The organism is Streptomyces broussonetiae, from assembly GCF_009796285.1.
Lineage (GTDB): Bacteria > Actinomycetota > Actinomycetes > Streptomycetales > Streptomycetaceae > Streptomyces > Streptomyces broussonetiae.
In genome coordinates this window covers 4,678,548-4,696,434 of sequence record NZ_CP047020.1, presented here as the reverse complement: position 1 = coordinate 4,696,434, position 17,887 = coordinate 4,678,548, and the positions used below count along the sequence as shown (strand labels likewise).

The 17,887-nt window shown below is 66.3% G+C and carries 11 protein-coding genes and 3 rRNA genes; 4 read left to right on the top strand and 10 right to left on the bottom strand.

Annotation, left to right across the window (positions count from 1 at the left end):
• Positions 1–14: 14 nt before the first annotated feature.
• From GQF42_RS21745 to rrf, 3 genes are all read left to right on the top strand, one after another.
• Positions 15–1,540: ribosomal RNA gene (locus GQF42_RS21745) — 16S ribosomal RNA — on the top strand.
• A gap of 315 nt (positions 1,541–1,855) precedes the next feature.
• Positions 1,856–4,959: ribosomal RNA gene (locus GQF42_RS21740) — 23S ribosomal RNA — on the top strand.
• 93 nt (positions 4,960–5,052) lie between these two features.
• A 5S ribosomal RNA gene (gene rrf / locus GQF42_RS21735) occupies positions 5,053–5,169 on the top strand.
• Together the 16S, 23S and 5S rRNA genes form the textbook arrangement of a ribosomal RNA operon.
• A gap of 82 nt (positions 5,170–5,251) precedes the next feature.
• Here rrf and GQF42_RS21730 read toward each other — a convergent pair.
• Positions 5,252–5,803 (bottom strand): cysteine hydrolase family protein, encoded by a 552-nt coding sequence (locus GQF42_RS21730; RefSeq protein ID WP_158922402.1) that lies wholly within the window; start codon positions 5,801–5,803, stop codon positions 5,252–5,254.
• A gap of 52 nt (positions 5,804–5,855) precedes the next feature.
• Here GQF42_RS21730 and GQF42_RS21725 point away from each other — a divergent pair, with 52 nt between their 5' ends.
• Positions 5,856–6,416: a GNAT family N-acetyltransferase gene (locus GQF42_RS21725; RefSeq protein ID WP_158922400.1), complete on the top strand. Its 561-nt coding sequence runs from the start codon at positions 5,856–5,858 to the stop codon at positions 6,414–6,416.
• Here GQF42_RS21725 and GQF42_RS21720 read toward each other — a convergent pair.
• The 9 genes from GQF42_RS21720 to GQF42_RS21680 form a co-directional block, all read right to left on the bottom strand.
• On the bottom strand, positions 6,413–7,936 hold the full coding sequence (locus GQF42_RS21720; protein ID WP_158922398.1) for a type IV secretory system conjugative DNA transfer family protein: 1,524 nt from the start codon (positions 7,934–7,936) through the stop codon (positions 6,413–6,415). The genes GQF42_RS21725 and GQF42_RS21720 overlap by 4 nt on opposite strands.
• Before the next feature lie 15 nt (positions 7,937–7,951).
• On the bottom strand, positions 7,952–9,364 hold the full coding sequence (locus tag GQF42_RS21715; protein WP_158922396.1) for an ATP-binding protein: 1,413 nt from the start codon (positions 9,362–9,364) through the stop codon (positions 7,952–7,954).
• 6 nt (positions 9,365–9,370) lie between these two features.
• Positions 9,371–10,930 (bottom strand): SCO6880 family protein, encoded by a 1,560-nt coding sequence (locus GQF42_RS21710; RefSeq protein ID WP_158922394.1) that lies wholly within the window; start codon positions 10,928–10,930, stop codon positions 9,371–9,373.
• Positions 10,927–12,276, bottom strand: coding sequence for a hypothetical protein (locus tag GQF42_RS21705; protein ID WP_158922392.1), 1,350 nt, complete (start codon positions 12,274–12,276; stop codon positions 10,927–10,929). Before GQF42_RS21705 ends, GQF42_RS21710 begins: the two co-directional genes overlap by 4 nt.
• On the bottom strand, positions 12,266–13,096 hold the full coding sequence (locus tag GQF42_RS21700; RefSeq protein ID WP_158922390.1) for a hypothetical protein: 831 nt from the start codon (positions 13,094–13,096) through the stop codon (positions 12,266–12,268). Before GQF42_RS21700 ends, GQF42_RS21705 begins: the two co-directional genes overlap by 11 nt.
• A 162-nt stretch (positions 13,097–13,258) precedes the next feature.
• Positions 13,259–13,567 carry a hypothetical protein gene (locus GQF42_RS21695; RefSeq protein WP_009189392.1) on the bottom strand — a complete coding sequence of 103 codons (309 nt, stop codon included), beginning with the start codon at positions 13,565–13,567 and terminating at the stop codon, positions 13,259–13,261.
• Positions 13,568–13,926: 359 nt separating this feature from the next.
• Positions 13,927–15,210 (bottom strand): S53 family peptidase, encoded by a 1,284-nt coding sequence (locus GQF42_RS21690; RefSeq protein ID WP_158922388.1) that lies wholly within the window; start codon positions 15,208–15,210, stop codon positions 13,927–13,929.
• A gap of 339 nt (positions 15,211–15,549) precedes the next feature.
• Complete coding sequence (locus GQF42_RS21685; RefSeq protein WP_158922386.1) at positions 15,550–16,917, bottom strand: S53 family peptidase; 1,368 nt, start codon at positions 16,915–16,917, stop codon at positions 15,550–15,552.
• A gap of 275 nt (positions 16,918–17,192) precedes the next feature.
• Entirely contained in the window at positions 17,193–17,834 is a 642-nt protein-coding gene (locus tag GQF42_RS21680) for a TetR/AcrR family transcriptional regulator (protein WP_375994273.1), read from the bottom strand.
• Positions 17,835–17,887 lie beyond the last annotated feature (53 nt).

Genomic DNA, 17,887 nt, shown 5'->3' with positions numbered 1-17,887 from the left:
TGGCCGAGTAAACATTCACGGAGAGTTTGATCCTGGCTCAGGACGAACGCTGGCGGCGTGCTTAACACATGCAAGTCGAACGATGAAGCCCTTCGGGGTGGATTAGTGGCGAACGGGTGAGTAACACGTGGGCAATCTGCCCTTCACTCTGGGACAAGCCCTGGAAACGGGGTCTAATACCGGATACGAGCCTCCAAGGCATCTTGGAGGTTGGAAAGCTCCGGCGGTGAAGGATGAGCCCGCGGCCTATCAGCTTGTTGGTGAGGTAATGGCTCACCAAGGCGACGACGGGTAGCCGGCCTGAGAGGGCGACCGGCCACACTGGGACTGAGACACGGCCCAGACTCCTACGGGAGGCAGCAGTGGGGAATATTGCACAATGGGCGAAAGCCTGATGCAGCGACGCCGCGTGAGGGATGACGGCCTTCGGGTTGTAAACCTCTTTCAGCAGGGAAGAAGCGAGAGTGACGGTACCTGCAGAAGAAGCGCCGGCTAACTACGTGCCAGCAGCCGCGGTAATACGTAGGGCGCAAGCGTTGTCCGGAATTATTGGGCGTAAAGAGCTCGTAGGCGGCTTGTCACGTCGATTGTGAAAGCTCGGGGCTTAACCCCGAGTCTGCAGTCGATACGGGCTAGCTAGAGTGTGGTAGGGGAGATCGGAATTCCTGGTGTAGCGGTGAAATGCGCAGATATCAGGAGGAACACCGGTGGCGAAGGCGGATCTCTGGGCCATTACTGACGCTGAGGAGCGAAAGCGTGGGGAGCGAACAGGATTAGATACCCTGGTAGTCCACGCCGTAAACGGTGGGAACTAGGTGTTGGCGACATTCCACGTCGTCGGTGCCGCAGCTAACGCATTAAGTTCCCCGCCTGGGGAGTACGGCCGCAAGGCTAAAACTCAAAGGAATTGACGGGGGCCCGCACAAGCGGCGGAGCATGTGGCTTAATTCGACGCAACGCGAAGAACCTTACCAAGGCTTGACATACACCGGAAAGCATTAGAGATAGTGCCCCCCTTGTGGTCGGTGTACAGGTGGTGCATGGCTGTCGTCAGCTCGTGTCGTGAGATGTTGGGTTAAGTCCCGCAACGAGCGCAACCCTTGTTCTGTGTTGCCAGCATGCCCTTCGGGGTGATGGGGACTCACAGGAGACCGCCGGGGTCAACTCGGAGGAAGGTGGGGACGACGTCAAGTCATCATGCCCCTTATGTCTTGGGCTGCACACGTGCTACAATGGCCGGTACAATGAGCTGCGATACCGTGAGGTGGAGCGAATCTCAAAAAGCCGGTCTCAGTTCGGATTGGGGTCTGCAACTCGACCCCATGAAGTCGGAGTCGCTAGTAATCGCAGATCAGCATTGCTGCGGTGAATACGTTCCCGGGCCTTGTACACACCGCCCGTCACGTCACGAAAGTCGGTAACACCCGAAGCCGGTGGCCCAACCCCTTGTGGGAGGGAGCTGTCGAAGGTGGGACTGGCGATTGGGACGAAGTCGTAACAAGGTAGCCGTACCGGAAGGTGCGGCTGGATCACCTCCTTTCTAAGGAGCACTTCTTACCAACTCCGGTTGGTCAGAGGCCAGTACATCGGCGGATGTCCGATGCTGGTTGCTCATGGGTGGAACGTTGACTATTCGGTCCAGACCTCGGGTCGGGGGCTGCTAGTACTGCTCGTCAGAGCGTGGAACGCATGATCTCCGGACGGGAGTGGGCCGGGCACGCTGTTGGGTGTCTGAGGGCACGGCCGTATGGTCTGTCTCTCGGTCGCCGGCCCCAGTGAACTCACCGGTTTGTCTGGTGGGGTGATGGGTGGCTGGTCGTTGTTTGAGAACTGCACAGTGGACGCGAGCATCTGTGGCCAAGTTTTTAAGGGCGCACGGTGGATGCCTTGGCACCAGGAACCGATGAAGGACGTGGGAGGCCACGATAGTCCCCGGGGAGTCGTCAACCAGGCTTTGATCCGGGGGTTTCCGAATGGGGAAACCCGGCAGTCGTCATGGGCTGTCACCCGCTGCTGAACACATAGGCAGTGTGGAGGGAACGAGGGGAAGTGAAACATCTCAGTACCCTCAGGAAGAGAAAACAACCGTGATTCCGGGAGTAGTGGCGAGCGAAACCGGATGAGGCCAAACCGTATGCGTGTGAGACCCGGCAGGGGTTGCGTATACGGGGTTGTGGGATCTCTCTTCTGTTGTCTGCCGGCGACAGGACGAGTCAGAAACCGTTGATGTAGGCGAAGGACATGCGAAAGGTCCGGCGTAGAGGGTAAGACCCCCGTAGTCGAAACATCAGCGGCTCGTTTGAGAGACACCCAAGTAGCACGGGGCCCGAGAAATCCCGTGTGAATCTGGCGGGACCACCCGCTAAGCCTAAATATTCCCTGGTGACCGATAGCGGATAGTACCGTGAGGGAATGGTGAAAAGTACCCCGGGAGGGGAGTGAAATAGTACCTGAAACCGTGTGCCTACAAGCCGTGGGAGCACTTCGGTGTGACTGCGTGCCTTTTGAAGAATGAGCCTGCGAGTTTGCGGTGTGTTGCGAGGTTAACCCGTGTGGGGAAGCCGTAGCGAAAGCGAGTCCGAATAGGGCGTTGGAGTAGCACGCTCAAGACCCGAAGCGGAGTGATCTAGCCATGGGCAGGTTGAAGCGGAGGTAAGACTTCGTGGAGGACCGAACCCACCAGGGTTGAAAACCTGGGGGATGACCTGTGGTTAGGGGTGAAAGGCCAATCAAACTCCGTGATAGCTGGTTCTCCCCGAAATGCATTTAGGTGCAGCGTCGTGTGTTTCTTGCCGGAGGTAGAGCACTGGATAGGCGATGGGCCCTACCGGGTTACTGACCTTAGCCAAACTCCGAATGCCGGTAAGTGAGAGCGCGGCAGTGAGACTGTGGGGGATAAGCTCCATGGTCGAGAGGGAAACAGCCCAGAGCATCGACTAAGGCCCCTAAGCGTACGCTAAGTGGGAAAGGATGTGGAGTCGCACAGACAACCAGGAGGTTGGCTTAGAAGCAGCCACCCTTGAAAGAGTGCGTAATAGCTCACTGGTCTAGTGATTCCGCGCCGACAATGTAGCGGGGCTCAAGCGTACCGCCGAAGTCGTGTCATTGACATATATAGCCCCAACGGGTGTGTTGATGGGTAGGGGAGCGTCGTCTGCCGGGTGAAGCGGCACTGGAAGGTAGTCGTGGACGGTTGACGAGTGAGAATGCAGGCATGAGTAGCGATTCACACGTGAGAAACGTGTGCGCCGATTGACTAAGGGTTCCTGGGTCAAGCTGATCTGCCCAGGGTAAGTCGGGACCTAAGGCGAGGCCGACAGGCGTAGTCGATGGATAACCGGTTGATATTCCGGTACCCGCTGTGAAGCGTCAAACATCGAGCATCGTGATGCTAAGGCCGTGAAGCCGCCCTGATCTCTTCGGAGTTGAGGGGAGTGGTGGAGCCGCCGGACCAAGCGGTTAGTAGGTGAGTGATGGGGTGACGCAGGAAGGTAGTCCATCCCGGGCGGTGGTTGTCCCGGGGTAAGGGTGTAGGCCGGTGTGTAGGCAAATCCGCACACCTTGTGGCTGAGACCTGATGCCGAGCCGATTGTGGTGAAGTGGATGATCCTATGCTGTCGAGAAAAGCCTCTAGCGAGTTTTATGGCGGCCCGTACCCTAAACCGACTCAGGTGGTCAGGTAGAGAATACCGAGGCGTTCGGGTGAACTATGGTTAAGGAACTCGGCAAAATGCCCCCGTAACTTCGGGAGAAGGGGGGCCACGCCTGGTGAGAACACTTGCTGTTCGAGCTGGGGGTGGCCGCAGAGACCAGCGAGAAGCGACTGTTTACTAAAAACACAGGTCCGTGCGAAGCCGTAAGGCGATGTATACGGACTGACGCCTGCCCGGTGCTGGAACGTTAAGGGGACCGGTTAGCTTGGATTCGTCCAGGCGAAGCTGAGAACTTAAGCGCCAGTAAACGGCGGTGGTAACTATAACCATCCTAAGGTAGCGAAATTCCTTGTCGGGTAAGTTCCGACCTGCACGAATGGCGTAACGACTTCTCGACTGTCTCAACCATAGGCCCGGTGAAATTGCACTACGAGTAAAGATGCTCGTTTCGCGCAGCAGGACGGAAAGACCCCGGGACCTTTACTACAGTTTGATATTGGTGTTCGGTTCGGCTTGTGTAGGATAGCTGGGAGACTTTGAAGCAGGCACGCCAGTGTTTGTGGAGTCGTCGTTGAAATACCAGTCTGGTCGTGCTGGATGTCTAACCTGGGTCCGTGATCCGGATCAGGGACAGTGTCTGATGGGTAGTTTAACTGGGGCGGTTGCCTCCTAAAGAGTAACGGAGGCGCCCAAAGGTTCCCTCAGCCTGGTTGGCAATCAGGTGTTGAGTGTAAGTGCACAAGGGAGCTTGACTGTGAGACCGACGGGTCGAGCAGGGACGAAAGTCGGGACTAGTGATCCGGCGGTGGCTTGTGGAAGCGCCGTCGCTCAACGGATAAAAGGTACCCCGGGGATAACAGGCTGATCTTCCCCAAGAGTCCATATCGACGGGATGGTTTGGCACCTCGATGTCGGCTCGTCGCATCCTGGGGCTGGAGTCGGTCCCAAGGGTTGGGCTGTTCGCCCATTAAAGCGGTACGCGAGCTGGGTTTAGAACGTCGTGAGACAGTTCGGTCCCTATCCGCTGTGCGCGTAGGAGTCTTGAGAAGGGCTGTCCCTAGTACGAGAGGACCGGGACGGACGAACCTCTGGTGTGCCAGTTGTTCTGCCAAGGGCATGGCTGGTTGGCTACGTTCGGGAGGGATAACCGCTGAAAGCATCTAAGCGGGAAGCCTGCTTCGAGATGAGGACTCCCACCCACTTGATGGGGTAAGGCTCCCAGTAGACGACTGGGTTGATAGGCCGGATCTGGAAGCCAGGTAACTGGTGGAGGTGACCGGTACTAATAGGCCGAGGGCTTGTCCTCAGTTGCTCGCGTCCACTGTGTTGGTTCTGAAACCACGAACAGCCCCACGTTTCACAGAGCGTGGTGTGGCATGGTTCGACAGTTTCATAGTGTTTCGGTGGTCATAGCGTGAGGGAAACGCCCGGTTACATTCCGAACCCGGAAGCTAAGCCTCACAGCGCCGATGGTACTGCAGGGGGGACCCTGTGGGAGAGTAGGACGCCGCCGAACAAATTTTGAGAAAGGCCCACGCCATCCGGCGTGGGCCTTTCTGCGTTTCGGAACCGAATCCGGGCTCGGTTTCCGAAAGGCTCTAGAAGGTCAGTTCCGCCGTGTTCACCGTTCCGCCCTGTCGGCCCGGCGCGTGCTGGCCGCTCCAGTAGAAGTTGGTGTGGGCGATGACCTGCTCCGGGGCCGGCGCGCCGTGCTCGGTGAGGTCCTCCGTCGTGTGGGCGTCGGCGACCAGAGTCGCGTCGTAGCCGCGTACGAGAGCGCCGTGCAGGGTCGAGCGGATACAGAAGTCGGTCTGGGCGCCCGTGACATAGAGGCGGCCCACTCCACGCTCGGCCAGGACCGACTCCAGCGTGGTGTCCTCGAACGAGTCCCGGTAGCTCTTGGCGACAAGCGGCTCGTCGTCGAGACGCTTGAGTTCCGGTACGTACTCCCAGGCCTCGGTGCCCGGCGCCAGCTCCTCGTCCTGGTGCTGGACCCAGATCACCGGCACGCCGGCCGCGCGGGCCTCGTCGATGAGCTGGGCGATGTTGGCGATGACGTTCTCACGATTCGGTGAGCCCGGCACCATCACGCCCTTCTGTACGTCGATGACCAGCAGGGCGGTATGCGGGCGTTGCGGCAAAATTGTCATGGCGTCCACAATATGGGATGCCACTGACAACGCTCGGCACTACGGTGAGCCCATGAGCACCAGCCATGACTACGTCATCCGCGCCATACGACCGGACGACTGGCCCCGAGTGAAGCAGCTGCGGCTGGACGCGCTGCGGGACCCGGTTGCGCATCTCGCCTTCCTGGAGTCGTACGACGATGCCGAGGCAAGGGCGGACGCCTTCTGGCAGGACCGGGCGGTCGGATCAGGTGAGAGGTCCACTACGGCCCGGCAGTTGATCGCCGAGGCACCCGACGGACAGTGGGCCGGCTCGGTGACCGTGCTCATCGAGGAGGCCGGGACGAAGGACTGGGCGGGGTACCTCGTGGAGCGTCGGCAGGGGCATGTGGTCGGGGTGTTCGTCCGTCCCGAGCACCGTGGGAACGGGCTGGTCAAGGCCCTGTTCGACGCCGGTGTGGAGTGGGCGCGGGAGCAGGGTGCGCGGCGGGTCCGGCTGCTGGTGCACGAGGACAACGCCCGGGCGCAGGGCGCGTACCGCAAGGCGGGGTTCGTGCCGAGCGGGGTGTGCGTGCCGTTCTTCCGGGACGAGGCGCAGAACGAGCTGGAGTTCGTGCTGGAGTGGCCCTCCTAGACCGGCAGTTCCTGATGGGGCCAGCGGGAGCGGGCCTGTTCGCGGGAGCGCAGCAGGGCGAGGGTGGGCAGGCCCTGGTCGTGGCCGGTGGTGAGCAGGTCAGGGAGCTGGGGGAGCGGGGCCACGGCGGCGATGTCGTCCAGGACCAGGGTCAGTGGTGGGTCGAGCCGACCGGAGGATGACCGTTCGGCCATGCGCCGGCCACGCTCGACCACGCTTGAGGCGAGGGCCGTCAGGAGTGGCATCGCGCCGGGATTGCTCCTGGGGTCCTCGATGGATTCACCGACCACATAGAGCGTGCCCCCTTCGTGGACGAAGGAATCCAGGGTGAGGGCATCAGTTCGGTTGGGTGTGCAGGCCTCGCGGATGTTGACCGTGGAGAGGGCGGACAGGGCGCGGCCGGTCAACTCCTGTGCGATGTCACGGCGTTCGGGATGTGCGGTGAGGGCGGCCTCGAGTTCGCCGGCGGCGCCGGGGGCGGCCTTGGGGTGGGTACGGAGGGTGCGTACCGCGTCCTGGACCTGGGTGCCCTGGGCCCAGCGGTGGACGTGGCGGATGGTGCGGGTTTCCAGGGCGGCGGCGTGGAGGTAGCTGCGCAGGAGCGTGGTCGCCGTGTCCGCCACCGTTTGGTCGATCTTGGCTGTGGGGTGTACGGGGGCGAGGAGTGCCGTTGCCCGGCTCAGCGCGGTCTGTCTGTCCTCGCAGCCCGTGATGGGGGACCAGTGCAGGCGAGCCGGGGTGTCGCAGAGGTGGGTGGGGTCGTAGAGGAGGGTGGGGCCCAGTTTGGCTCTTGCGTCCTTCGTCTCCGCCCACAGGGCTGGGTTCGATGTGACGACGAGGGCGGGGCCTTCCGCCTCGCGCACGGCCTGGGCCGCGGTCGGCCGCCGGCTGTCCCTGGGGGCGAAGTGGATTCCCTGCTTCCCGCCCAGCCGTTCACCGTGGGCCGGGGCGCCGGGTGAGGGTGCTTTCGACGCCGTCTCCTGGACGACGGTTTCCGCCGGCCGCGGTTGTGGTTCCGGCACCGGCACCGGCACCGGCACAGGTTCCGGAGCCGGAGCCGGAGCCGGCACCGGCATCGGTTCCGGTGCCGCCGCCCCGCGTGGCAGTGGGACCTCGTGGCGGGGCTCCTGCCGCGCTGTCGCCCTCCGCCGCGACCTTGCCGCCCGCCATCTGGTCACCACCCCCATGACGAACACGGTGAGGACGAAGAGGATCATCAACTGGCCGATGAACAGGCCCCAGAACAGGCCCCATCCGGACAGCCGGTCCGCGGGGGTGTCCGGCCAGGCGCCGGTGAGGTCGTGGGGCCGGCCGATGAGGTGGCGCATGGCCAGGGGGGTGCGGGTGAAGGTGACGCCGGTGGGCCAGGCGCCCTTGGTGAAGAGCGCCGCCAGGCCCGTGGCCGTCCACACGAGCAGGGTCATGCCGAGGAGGAACGCGAGTATGCCGATCAGGAGGCCGTCGGGGATGCCGCCCTGGCCCTCGCGCCGCTCGGCACGGCGGTGATCGTCCGGTCTCACGCCTCTCCCCTCCCGCTACGCCACGGTCGACTCGGAGTCGCCCAGATGCTGCTCCACGAAGGCCGCCGCCCGCTGCTCGGCCTCCATTTCGGCGGCGCGCAGGGCCTCGTCGGCCAGGAGGTCGCTGGAGGACTCGGTCATCGCGCGGTCGGTGAAGACCAGCGGGCGTTCGGTCTCCGTGACCAGGTGTTTGACCACCTGGACATTGCCGTTGACGTCCCATACGGCGATGCCGGGCGTCAGTGTCGGGATGATTTCCACCGCCCACCTCGGCAAACCCAGCACGCGCCCGGTGGCCCGTGCCTCGTCGGCCTTCTGGGCGTAGATGGTCCGGGTGGAGGCCATCTTGAGGATCGCCGCCGCCTCCTTGGCCGCCGCGCCGTCGACCACGTCGGACAGGTGGTGGACGACCGCCACGAAGGACAGGCCGAGTCGGCGGCCGAACTTGAGCAGGCGCTGGAACAGCTGGGCCACGAAGGGGCTGTTGATGATGTGCCAGGCCTCCTCGACGAGGAAGATGCGCTTCTTCCGGTCGGGGCGGATCCAGGTGTGCTCCAGCCATACGCCGACGATCGCCATGAGGATGGGCATGGCGATGGAGTTGCGGTCGATGTGGGACAGGTCGAAGACGATGAGGGGGGCATCGAGGTCGATGCCGACCGTCGTGGGGCCGTCGAACATGCCCCTGAGGTCACCGTCGACGAGCCGGTCCAGTACCAGGGCGACATCGAGTCCCCAGGCGCGTACGTCGTCTATGGCGACGTTCATCGCCTCCGCCGACTCCGGTTCGGGGTGGCGTAGTTGCTCCACGATGTCGGTCAGGACGGGCTGGCGGTCCAGGATCGTCTCGTTGACGTAGGAGTGCGCGACCTTGAGGGCGAAGCCGGAGCGTTCGTCGAGGCCGTGGCCCATCGCGACCTCGATGATCGTGCGGAGCAGCGCCAGCTGGCCCGTGGTCGTGATCGCGGGGTCCAGCGGATTGAGCCGGATGCCGTGGTCCAGGGCGGCCGTCGGGTCGAGCCGGATGGGTGTTATCCCCAGCTCCTCGGCGATGAGGTTCCATTCGCCGACGCCGTCCTCGCCCTGGGCGTCCAGGACGACGACCTGTCGGTCCTTGAAGCGCAGCTGTCGTAGGACGTAGGTCTTCTCCAGGGCCGACTTGCCGTTGCCGGACTCGCCGAGGACGAGCCAGTGCGGGGCCGGGAGCTGCTGGCCGTACAGCTGGAAGGGGTCGTAGATGTAGCCCTTGCCGGAGTACACCTCGCGGCCGATGATGACGCCGGAGTCGCCGAGGCCGGGGGCGGCCGTGGGCAGGTAGACCGCCTGGGCCTGGCCCGTGGAGGTGCGAACCGGGAGGCGGGTCGTCTCGACCTTTCCGAAGAGGAAGGACGTGAAGGCGTCGGTGAGGACGGACAGCGGATCCCGCATCAGGTCCTACCTCCGGATGCCGGTGGCGAAGGGCAGCGTGTTGACGAAGGCGCGGTGGTGCTCGCGGTCGCACCACTCCAGCTTGAGATACGACTTGCCGGCGGAGGCCCTTATGGTGCGCTTGTCGCGGGCGAGGGCCTCCGGGGTGCGGGAGGAGACGGTGATGTAGCCGACCAGGTTGACGCCGGCGGCGCCGCTGGCGAGGTCCTCGCCGCGCTGGTCGAGGCGGTTGTGGGCGGCGATGTCGCGGGGGTCGACGGTCCGGTTCATCTTGGCGGCGCGGGACGCCTCTGCCTCGTCGTTGGTCTTCTCCGTCAGCATGCGTTCGATGGCGATCTCGGTGGGCTCGAGGTCCATGGTCACGGCGACCGTGCGGATGACGTCCGGGGTGTGGACGAGGAGCGGGGCGAGGAAGTTCACGCCGACCGGGGTCATCGGCCATTCCTTGACCCAGGCGGTGGCGTGGCACCAGGGGGCGCGGGTGTTGGACTCGCGGGTCTTGGCCTGGAGGTAGGTGGGCTCCATGGCGTCCAGCTCGGCCGGCCAGGCGTTGCGCTGGGTCATCGCCTGGATGTGGTCGATGGGGTGGTCCGGGTCGTACATGGAGTGGACCAGTGACGCCAGCCGGCCCTGGCCGAGCGGCTGCCGGACGCGGATGTCGGCTTCCTGAAGGCGCGAGCAGATGTCGGTCAGTTCGCGGGCCATGACGACGGCGAGACCGGCGTCGCGGTCCAGCCTGCGGCCGGTCTGCGGGCGGGCGGCGCGGGCCATGGCCTGGGCCTCGGCGGCCAGTTCGCGGGTGTAGTGCATACAGGCGACGAGGTAGGCACGGTGCTGCTCGCTGCTGGTGGACACCATGGACTGCAGCTGGTCGTAGCTGCGTTGGAGCCACTCGGGGGAGCGCTGGTCGCCGCGCTGGACGACGTCCTTGGCGTGCGCGTCGGGGTCGGCGGGCAGGGTGCGGGCGAGCATCTGCAGGCGGGTGACGAACCCGTCGCCGTTGGCGACGTGCTTGAGCAGGGTGCCGAAGCGGTCGACCAGGGCCTCCTGGTCCTCCGAGTCGCGCAGGCCCACGCCGGGGCCCTCGATCTCGATGGCGGCCGTGACGGTCTTGCGGTCGGCGTGCAGCAGTACGGCGATCTCGTCGGGTCCGAAGGGGGCGGCGAGCCAGCTGATGCGTCCGATGCCGGGCGGCGGGCCGATCTCGACCTCGCGGCCGTCGATGCGGGTGCCGGCCTCCATGGCGGTGGAGCGGTAGACGGCGCCGCCCTTGATCGTGCGCTTGTAGCTGCGGTTGATCTCGAACCACTTGTAGAAGGTGCGGCGCTTGTAGGGCACGTAGACCGCGGCGAGCGCGAGCAGCGGGAAGCCCGTCAGCAGCACGATCCGCAGGGACAGGACGGGCACGAGGAGGCCGCACATCATGCCGAGGAACGCGCCCGCGACGATCAGCGCGATCTCGCCGGACTCGCGGTTCCGGCCGATGATCGCGTTCGGCCGGGCGCGGCCGATCAGATACGTACGGCGGGGCGTGACCGGATGGGACAGGTGGGCCTCGGTCGTCAACGCCCTTCACCTCCTGGGCGGTTGTTGCGGGCGTTGCCGGCGTGCGGGGTGTTGGCGGGGCTGGGTGCGCGGGGCGCGGGTGTGGCGGAGGGGACCGCGCCGCCGCCGGATGCGGGAGTACGGCTGCTGTGGGCGGCGACGCCGCCGGTGGCGGGGTTGGCCGGGCGGGGGGTGCTGCTGCTGGTGCCGCCTGCTGCGCCGCCGTTGTTGTCGGCGCGGGAGCTGTGCGTCTTGATGCCCTGGGCGACGAGGGTGGCGGGGGAGCTGATGACGGCGGCGGCCTTGCCCTCGGCGCCCTGCATGATGCGGTTGTTGCGGCCGCTTGCGATGTCGTCGCCGAAGCCGGGGACGAAGCGGTAGATCATTGCGCTGGCGAAGATGGCGAGCAGGATGATGGCGAGGCCGGAGACGACGGCGGAGAAGGAGTCGGGGCCGTTGCCGGAGGAGAGGGCGCCGGCGAGGCCGAGCACGATCACGATGACCGGTTTGACGAGGATGACGGCGATCATGATCCCGGCCCAGCGCCGGACGTGGCCCCACAGGTTCTTGTCCACGAGTCCGGCGTAGACGACGGTGCCGAGGAGCGCGCCGACGTAGAGGAGGGCGGCGCGGATGACCAGCTCCAACCACAGGACGCCGGCGGCGAGGATGCTGACCAGGGAGACGACGATCAGCATGATCGGGCCGCCGCCGATGTCGGTGCCCTTGCCGAGGGCGCCGGAGAAGGTGCCGAAGAAGGTGTCGGCCTGGTCGCCGGTGGCCTTGGCGAGGACGTCGGTGACGCCGTCGGTCGCGGAGACGACGGTGTAGAGGATCAGCGGGGTGAAGGCGGAGGCGAGCACCGTGAGCCAGAGGAAGCCGATGGCTTCGGAGATGGCGGTGGTCAGCGGCACGCCGCGGACGGCTCGTTTGGCCACGGCGAGGAGCCACAGCAGGAGCGTGAGGATGGTGGAGGCGGCGAAGACGATGGCGTACTGCTGAAGGAACTTCTCGTTGGTGAAGTCGACGTTGGCGGTCTCCTTCACGGCCTTGCTGAGCTTGTCGATCGTCCAGGAGGCCGCCTCGGCACAGCCTTTGGCGAGGGAGGAGAGGGGGTCGAGGGTGGAGGTGTCCGGGACGCCGGCGCCGCCGGATCCACTGCTGGTGTTGCCGCGTTCGCAGTACTTCCTGGCCTCGCCGGAGATGACGCCGCAGTTGTACCTGTGTCCCGACGGCGAGGGCGACGGGCTGCCCGGGGGGGTGGGCGAGGGGGCGGCGAAGGCGCGGGTGGCGAGCAGCACGGCCGTGGTCTGCACGGCTGCCACGAATCCGGCGAGCTTCAGCGCACGTTGCGGGCTACCGGGCATACGTGAACCCTCCGTACTCTTCGATGGCCTTGCTGATCTCGTCGGAGGTGGCGGCCTTGTCGTCACCGGGTACCGGGGCCGGGCCGTCCTTCTGCGTGTCGGAAGTGATCTTCCAGTCGTCGCCGGACCACTGCAGGTCGAAGGTCCATGTCTTCCAGGACGAGGTGACGGGGTCGGTCGAGGAGCTGCCGGACATGCCGATGAGCCCCACGTACCAGACGGCGATCTCGGTGCCGTTGGCGGTGTAGTTCCGAACCGTTGTGCCGACCGGGATCACCCGGGAGACGAAGGTGCTGTCCTTCGGCGGGTTGCCCGATGCGTCGAGGCCCATGTTGGCAAGGAAGTCGGCCGAGTAGGCCTGGTCCATCTGTCCCTGGAGACGGGTTGCCGCGTCGGAGGTGTACAGCAGGTGCAGCAGTCTGTTGCGGCTGTCCTGGTTGAACATGCTCGTCGAGCCCAGTGCCACGGCGTAGTTCGAGGCTGCCGACTGCGCACCCTGTTCCGTGTGGGCAAATCCCGTGGGCACCCCCGAGGACTTGGTCTGCACGGGTTCCGTTCCGCTGGCCGTCGTGGGAGAGTTCGTCGGCTTGCCGGCCTTTCCGGAGGCGGTGCCGGCCGACGACCGGTCCCCCCGGTTGGCGAAAGCGATCGCTGCGATCAGGAGGACCACCACGCCGACCACCGTCACCAGGCTGCGGGAGGAGGAGCGGGCCGGGCGGCGGGGGGCGCCGCCGTAGGGGTCGCCCTCGGGGAGGCGGGTGCGGGTGTGGCCCGTGGTGTCGCCGTAGTCGGGGTAGGACCCGTCGTCTCCGGGATTCATGGCGTCTGCGCTCCCTCACCCTCGTAGGCACCCTCGTAGGCATACGACGGTAGCCGTGCTGGTTCCCGCGCGGGCGCGGTGTGGTGACTCGACATCAGGGAGACGCAACCTCAGCCGGTGGGCACGACGGACGGGGGGTGGGGGAGGGGGAGACGGGGCGGGTTACACCGCCATGCCGTACACGATCGTGAACAGTGTGCCGAGGGAGCCGATGATGAACACTCCGGTGAGGCCGGCGATGATGAGGCCCTTGCCCTGTTCCGCGCTGAAGGTGTCGCGCAGGGCCGTGGCGCCGATGCGCTGTTTGGCCGCGCCCCAGACCGCGATGCCGAGGCAGAGCAGGATGGCCACCGCCATCACCACCTCGATCATCACCTTCGCCTCGTTGCCCAGGCTGCCGAAGGGGCCCCAGTTCGGGGCGATCCCGCCGATGATGGTGTTGATGTCTCCCTTGTCGGCCGCAAAGAGCATGTAAGTCACCGCCCCTGGTGGGTAGTTCGTTGGCCCCCTGCGGTGTGCAGAGGTCAGGCCTCATTGTCGCCGACAACGCCGCCAACGTATGTCGACTTGACGTCATTGACTGGCGGGTTTCGTACGAATGACTCGTACGGTCACTCTGTGTATCACGGCAGGTCACGCCGGGCAACGAGGTCAGACCGGAACCTGTCGTGTGGTTCTGTCGTTGTCCTCCTTTACGGCCTGGCACGGTTTCTGACGGCCGGTCGGGTGAGGTACCGGCACGATGTTCTCATGGGGGCCGGGCGGAAAATGGACAAGGCCCCGGCGGCGGGTGCCGTCGGGGCCTGTGACCTGCGCAGCGGGCGGTGCGGTCAGCCGGTGAAGGCGGCCGTGCCCTCAGGGGTGCCCCAGCCGGTCGGGCCGTCGTAGCCCGACCGGGCGGTGCACAGGTAGCTGGGGGAGCAGGAGCCGTTGTTGCCGCTGGTGACGTCGTTCAGCGCGGAGGTGCCGGCCGCGGTGTACGGGAACTTGGCCGGGTAGCTGCCGCTGGACGGGGTGCCGCCGAGGGCGTAGACACCGGCGATGATGGGCGAGCTGGCGCTGGTGCCGCCGAAGGTGTACCAGCCGGCCGTCACTCCGTAGGAGTCGTAGACCGAGACGCCGGTCGCGGGGTCGGCCACGGCCGCCACGTCCGAGATCGTGCGCTTGGCGCAGCCGGTGTCGGTCTGCCAGGTCGGCTTGGCGTCGTAGGAGGAGCAGCCGGAGCCGGTGCCCTCCGTGCTGCTGGTCTTCCAGACCGACTCGGTCCAGCCGCGGGTGGAGGAGGACTTCGACAGGGCCGTACCGCCCACGGCCGTCACGTACTTCGACGCGGCCGGGTACTCGGCTCCGTAGCCTCCGTCGCCGGCGGAGACGGTGATGGCGACGCCCGGGTGGTTGAAGTAGGAGGAGTCGTAGGAGGTGTCGGAGGAGGACTCCGAGCCGCCGTAGCTGTTGGAGACGTACTTCGCGCCCAGGGTCACGGCCTCGTTCACCGCGGTGCCGAGGTTCGCCATCGTCGCGGACTTGGCCTCGACGAGGAGGATGTTGCAGTTCGGGCAGATGGCGGAGGCCATGTCGAGGTCGAGGGACTCCTCCTCGGCCCAGCCGCTGTCGGCGGAGGGCAGTGAGGTGGTGGAGCCGGTCTGGCTGACCTTCTTGAAGCAGCCGTTGGACGTGGTGCAGGAGGACAGGCCGTAGTACGAGCGGTACTTGGCGAGGTCGGCCGCCGCGTTCGGGTCGTCGTAGGCGTCCACGATGGCGATGGTCTCGCCGGAGCCCTTGGAGGCGGCGGCGGAGGTGAGGCCGTAGGCCGACTGCAGGTCGCTCGGGCCGTAGCCGGAGGGGGTGGAGGCGTCGGCGGCCTTGGGGGTGAGGCCGGTCCTCGCCGCCTGCTGCTTCTGGAAGGCGGTGAGGCCGCCGGTCACGCGGAAGGAGTCGCAGCCGAGTTCGCCCTTGTGCTTGGGGGTGGCACAGGGGGCGGCGGTCCAGGTGGCCTTCGCCGAGGGGGTGGTGGCGTCGGCGGTGGCCGCGGCGCCGAAGCCGGCGAAGGCGAGTGCGGCGGTGGCCGCGAAGGTGGTGCCGAAGCGGTGCCACCGTCTGTGAGTCGTACGCATGTGTGCAGCTCCTGGTTTCCGGGTGGGGGGTGGGAACAGGGCTGTGCGGGTGCGTGCGGCGATACGTGATACGCGGTAGACGATGACTTGTTGAGTACGCGACAACAAGGGGTGTCTGGAATCCTGGCGTCCGCCTTACCGAAGCATGCCGTTCACTTGACCCAACTCATAGGAGCTGCACCGGAGTTGCACAGCGTGCGCAGGCGGCCGACAGGGAAGACGGGCCACGGCCGGCTGCCGTGGCCCGTCTTCCTTTCCGTGCCGCCGAGGGAACCCCACGTCCCCCTCACTGGCGGCTCCCCGTGACCCGACGGGGTGGTTCCGGGACTTCCTGCGTGCTCAGCCCGCGCTGAAGGCGCTGGTGCCCTGCGGGGTGCCCCAGCCGGTCGGGCCGTCGTAGCCGGACTCGGCGGTGCAGAAGTAGTCGGTGTCGCAGGTGCCGTTGCTGCCGCTCGTCACGTCGTTGAGGGCGGAGGTGCCGGCCGCGTTGTACGGGTACTGGGCCGGGTAGTCACCGCTGCCCGGGGTGCCGGCGAGGGCGTAGACCGAGGCGATGATCGGCGAGGAGGCGCTGGTGCCGCCGTAGGTGTTCCAGCCGGTGCCGTCGGAGCCGTAGGAGTCGTAGACGGAGACGCCGGTGGCGGGGTCGGCCACGGCGGACACGTCGGCGATCATGCGGGTGGAGCAGCCGGAGTCGGTCTGCCAGCTGGGCTTGGCGTCGTAGGAGGAGCAGCCGGAACCGGTGCCCTCGGTGCTGGAGGTGTTCCAGACGGACTCGCTCCAGCCGCGGCTGCTGGAGTCGGCCGACAGGGCGGTGCCGCCGACGGCGGTGACGTACTGGGAGGCGGCCGGGTACTCGGCGCCGTAGCCGCTGTCGCCCGCGCTCGCGGTGATGGCGACGCCCGGGTGCTTGTAGTACGAGGTGTCGTACGAGGTGTCGGAGGACGACTCCGAACCGCCGTAGCTGTTGGAGACGAACTTGGCGCCGAGCTTGACGGCCTCGTTCACCGCGGTGCCGAGGTTGGCGTCGGACGCCGACTTGGCCTCGACGAGCAGGATGTTGCAGTTCGGGCAGACCGCGCTGACCATGTCGAGGTCGAGGGACTCCTCACCGGCCCAGCCGCTGTCGGCGGAGGGCAGCGAGGTGGTGGAGCCGGTCTGGCTGACCTTCTTGAAGCAGCCGTTGGACGTGGTGCAGGAGGGCAGGCCGTAGTACGACCGGTACGTCGCGAGGTCGGACGCGGCGTTCGGGTCGTCGTAGGCGTCCACGATGGCGACGGTCTCGCCGGAGCCGTTGGAGGAGGCCGCGGAGGTCAGGCCGTAGGCCGACTGCAGGTCGGAGGGGCCGTATCCGGTGGGGGAGGCGGAGGAGGCATTCGGCGAGACGGTCTTGGGCGTGCTGCCCTTCAGGACCGCCTGCTTCTCCATGAACGCGGTGGTGCCGCCGGTGACGCGCAGCGCGTTGCAGGCGGCGAAGCCCTTCTTGGGGGTCGCGGCGCACGCCTTCTCGTAGCGCACGTGGGCCTTGGCGACCTGGGCGGCGATCGCCTTGGCGGTCACCTTGTGGCTCGGGGCGGCGGTGTCCGCGCTGGCGTGGGCCGCGGTGCCGAGACCGCCGAGCGCGAGTGCCGCGGTGGCCACGGCGGCCGTGCCGAACCGGCGCCATCTGCCGGATATGTGGGGGAAGTTGGGGGTGGACGTACGCAAGGTACAGCCTCCTGGAAGTGGTGGGCAGAGGCCTGCGGGTGTGGGGGTCCACCGGTGGGTGACCGGTGGGGGCGGCGGCCCAAGCCCGACCCTCGCTTGTTGAGTACGCGACAACAAGGGGCTTTCGTAATTCTGACCTCCGCGTTACCGAAGGCGGTTGGGGGCTTACTGATCAATGGCCGTGTGCTGGCTCTGTGCTGGGTGAGGCTTGACCCGGCGCACGGCGCTGCCACAGAGGGCGGCTACGCGCGTAACTGCCCGACAGGTGGGGTGTGTCAGCGCGGCCGGAGTCCGTTCAGCAGCAGCCGGACGTGTTCGTCCAGGCCGCTCATCGCCTCCTCGGCGTCGAGCGCACAGGCGGCGATGAGGGCGGCGAGGCCGTGCAGGCTCGCGGCGGCGACCATCGTGATCTGCTCGGGGTCGCCCCTGACGATCTCGCCGTGCTCCTGGGCGTCCGCGATCAACGCCGTGATGGAGCCGAGGGACTGGTCGACGGCGGCGGCGAGCCCCTCGGAGCCGGCGGAGCCTTCGGGGGCGTGCTTGCGCGCGAACATCAGCTCCAGCAGCTCGGGGTTGTCGACGGCGAAGCCGAGGTAGGCGCGGGCCAGTGCCGTCATCCGCTGCTCGAAGCTCTGGGCGGTGCGGTCGGTCGCCTCGCCCAGGGCCTGGTTCAGCCGTTCGTATCCGTCCAGCGCCAGGGCGTCGAGCAGGGCCTGCTTGTCCTTGAAGTGCCGGCCGGGGGCCGCGTGGCTCACGCCGATGTCGCGGGCCAGCTCGCGCAGCGAGAGCGCGCCGACCCCCTTCTCGCGCAGGGTGCGCTCGGCGCTCTTGAGCAGGGCGGCGCGCAGGTCTCCGTGGTGGTAGGGGCGAAGCGCGGGTTTCGAGGACGAGGAGGACGGGCGCGGCATGCGCACCATCCTACCGGGATGTTGTCGTTGACAGCTTTGTTGTCGATGCCTACATTCGAGGC

Excerpts from the sequence above, each read along its gene's own strand:
- GQF42_RS21695 (WP_009189392.1), bottom strand. The coding sequence starts at position 13,567 with ATGCTCTTTGCGGCCGACAAGGGAGACATCAACACCATCATCGGCGGG.
- GQF42_RS21715 (WP_158922396.1), bottom strand. The coding sequence starts at position 9,364 with ATGCGGGATCCGCTGTCCGTCCTCACCGACGCCTTCACGTCCTTCCTC.
- GQF42_RS21730 (WP_158922402.1), bottom strand. The coding sequence starts at position 5,803 with ATGACAATTTTGCCGCAACGCCCGCATACCGCCCTGCTGGTCATCGAC.
- GQF42_RS21680 (WP_375994273.1), bottom strand. The coding sequence starts at position 17,834 with ATGGTGCGCATGCCGCGCCCGTCCTCCTCGTCCTCGAAACCCGCGCTT.
- GQF42_RS21700 (WP_158922390.1), bottom strand. The coding sequence starts at position 13,096 with ATGAATCCCGGAGACGACGGGTCCTACCCCGACTACGGCGACACCACG.
- GQF42_RS21705 (WP_158922392.1), bottom strand. The coding sequence starts at position 12,276 with ATGCCCGGTAGCCCGCAACGTGCGCTGAAGCTCGCCGGATTCGTGGCA.
- GQF42_RS21725 (WP_158922400.1), top strand. The coding sequence starts at position 5,856 with ATGAGCACCAGCCATGACTACGTCATCCGCGCCATACGACCGGACGAC.
- GQF42_RS21690 (WP_158922388.1), bottom strand. The coding sequence starts at position 15,210 with ATGCGTACGACTCACAGACGGTGGCACCGCTTCGGCACCACCTTCGCG.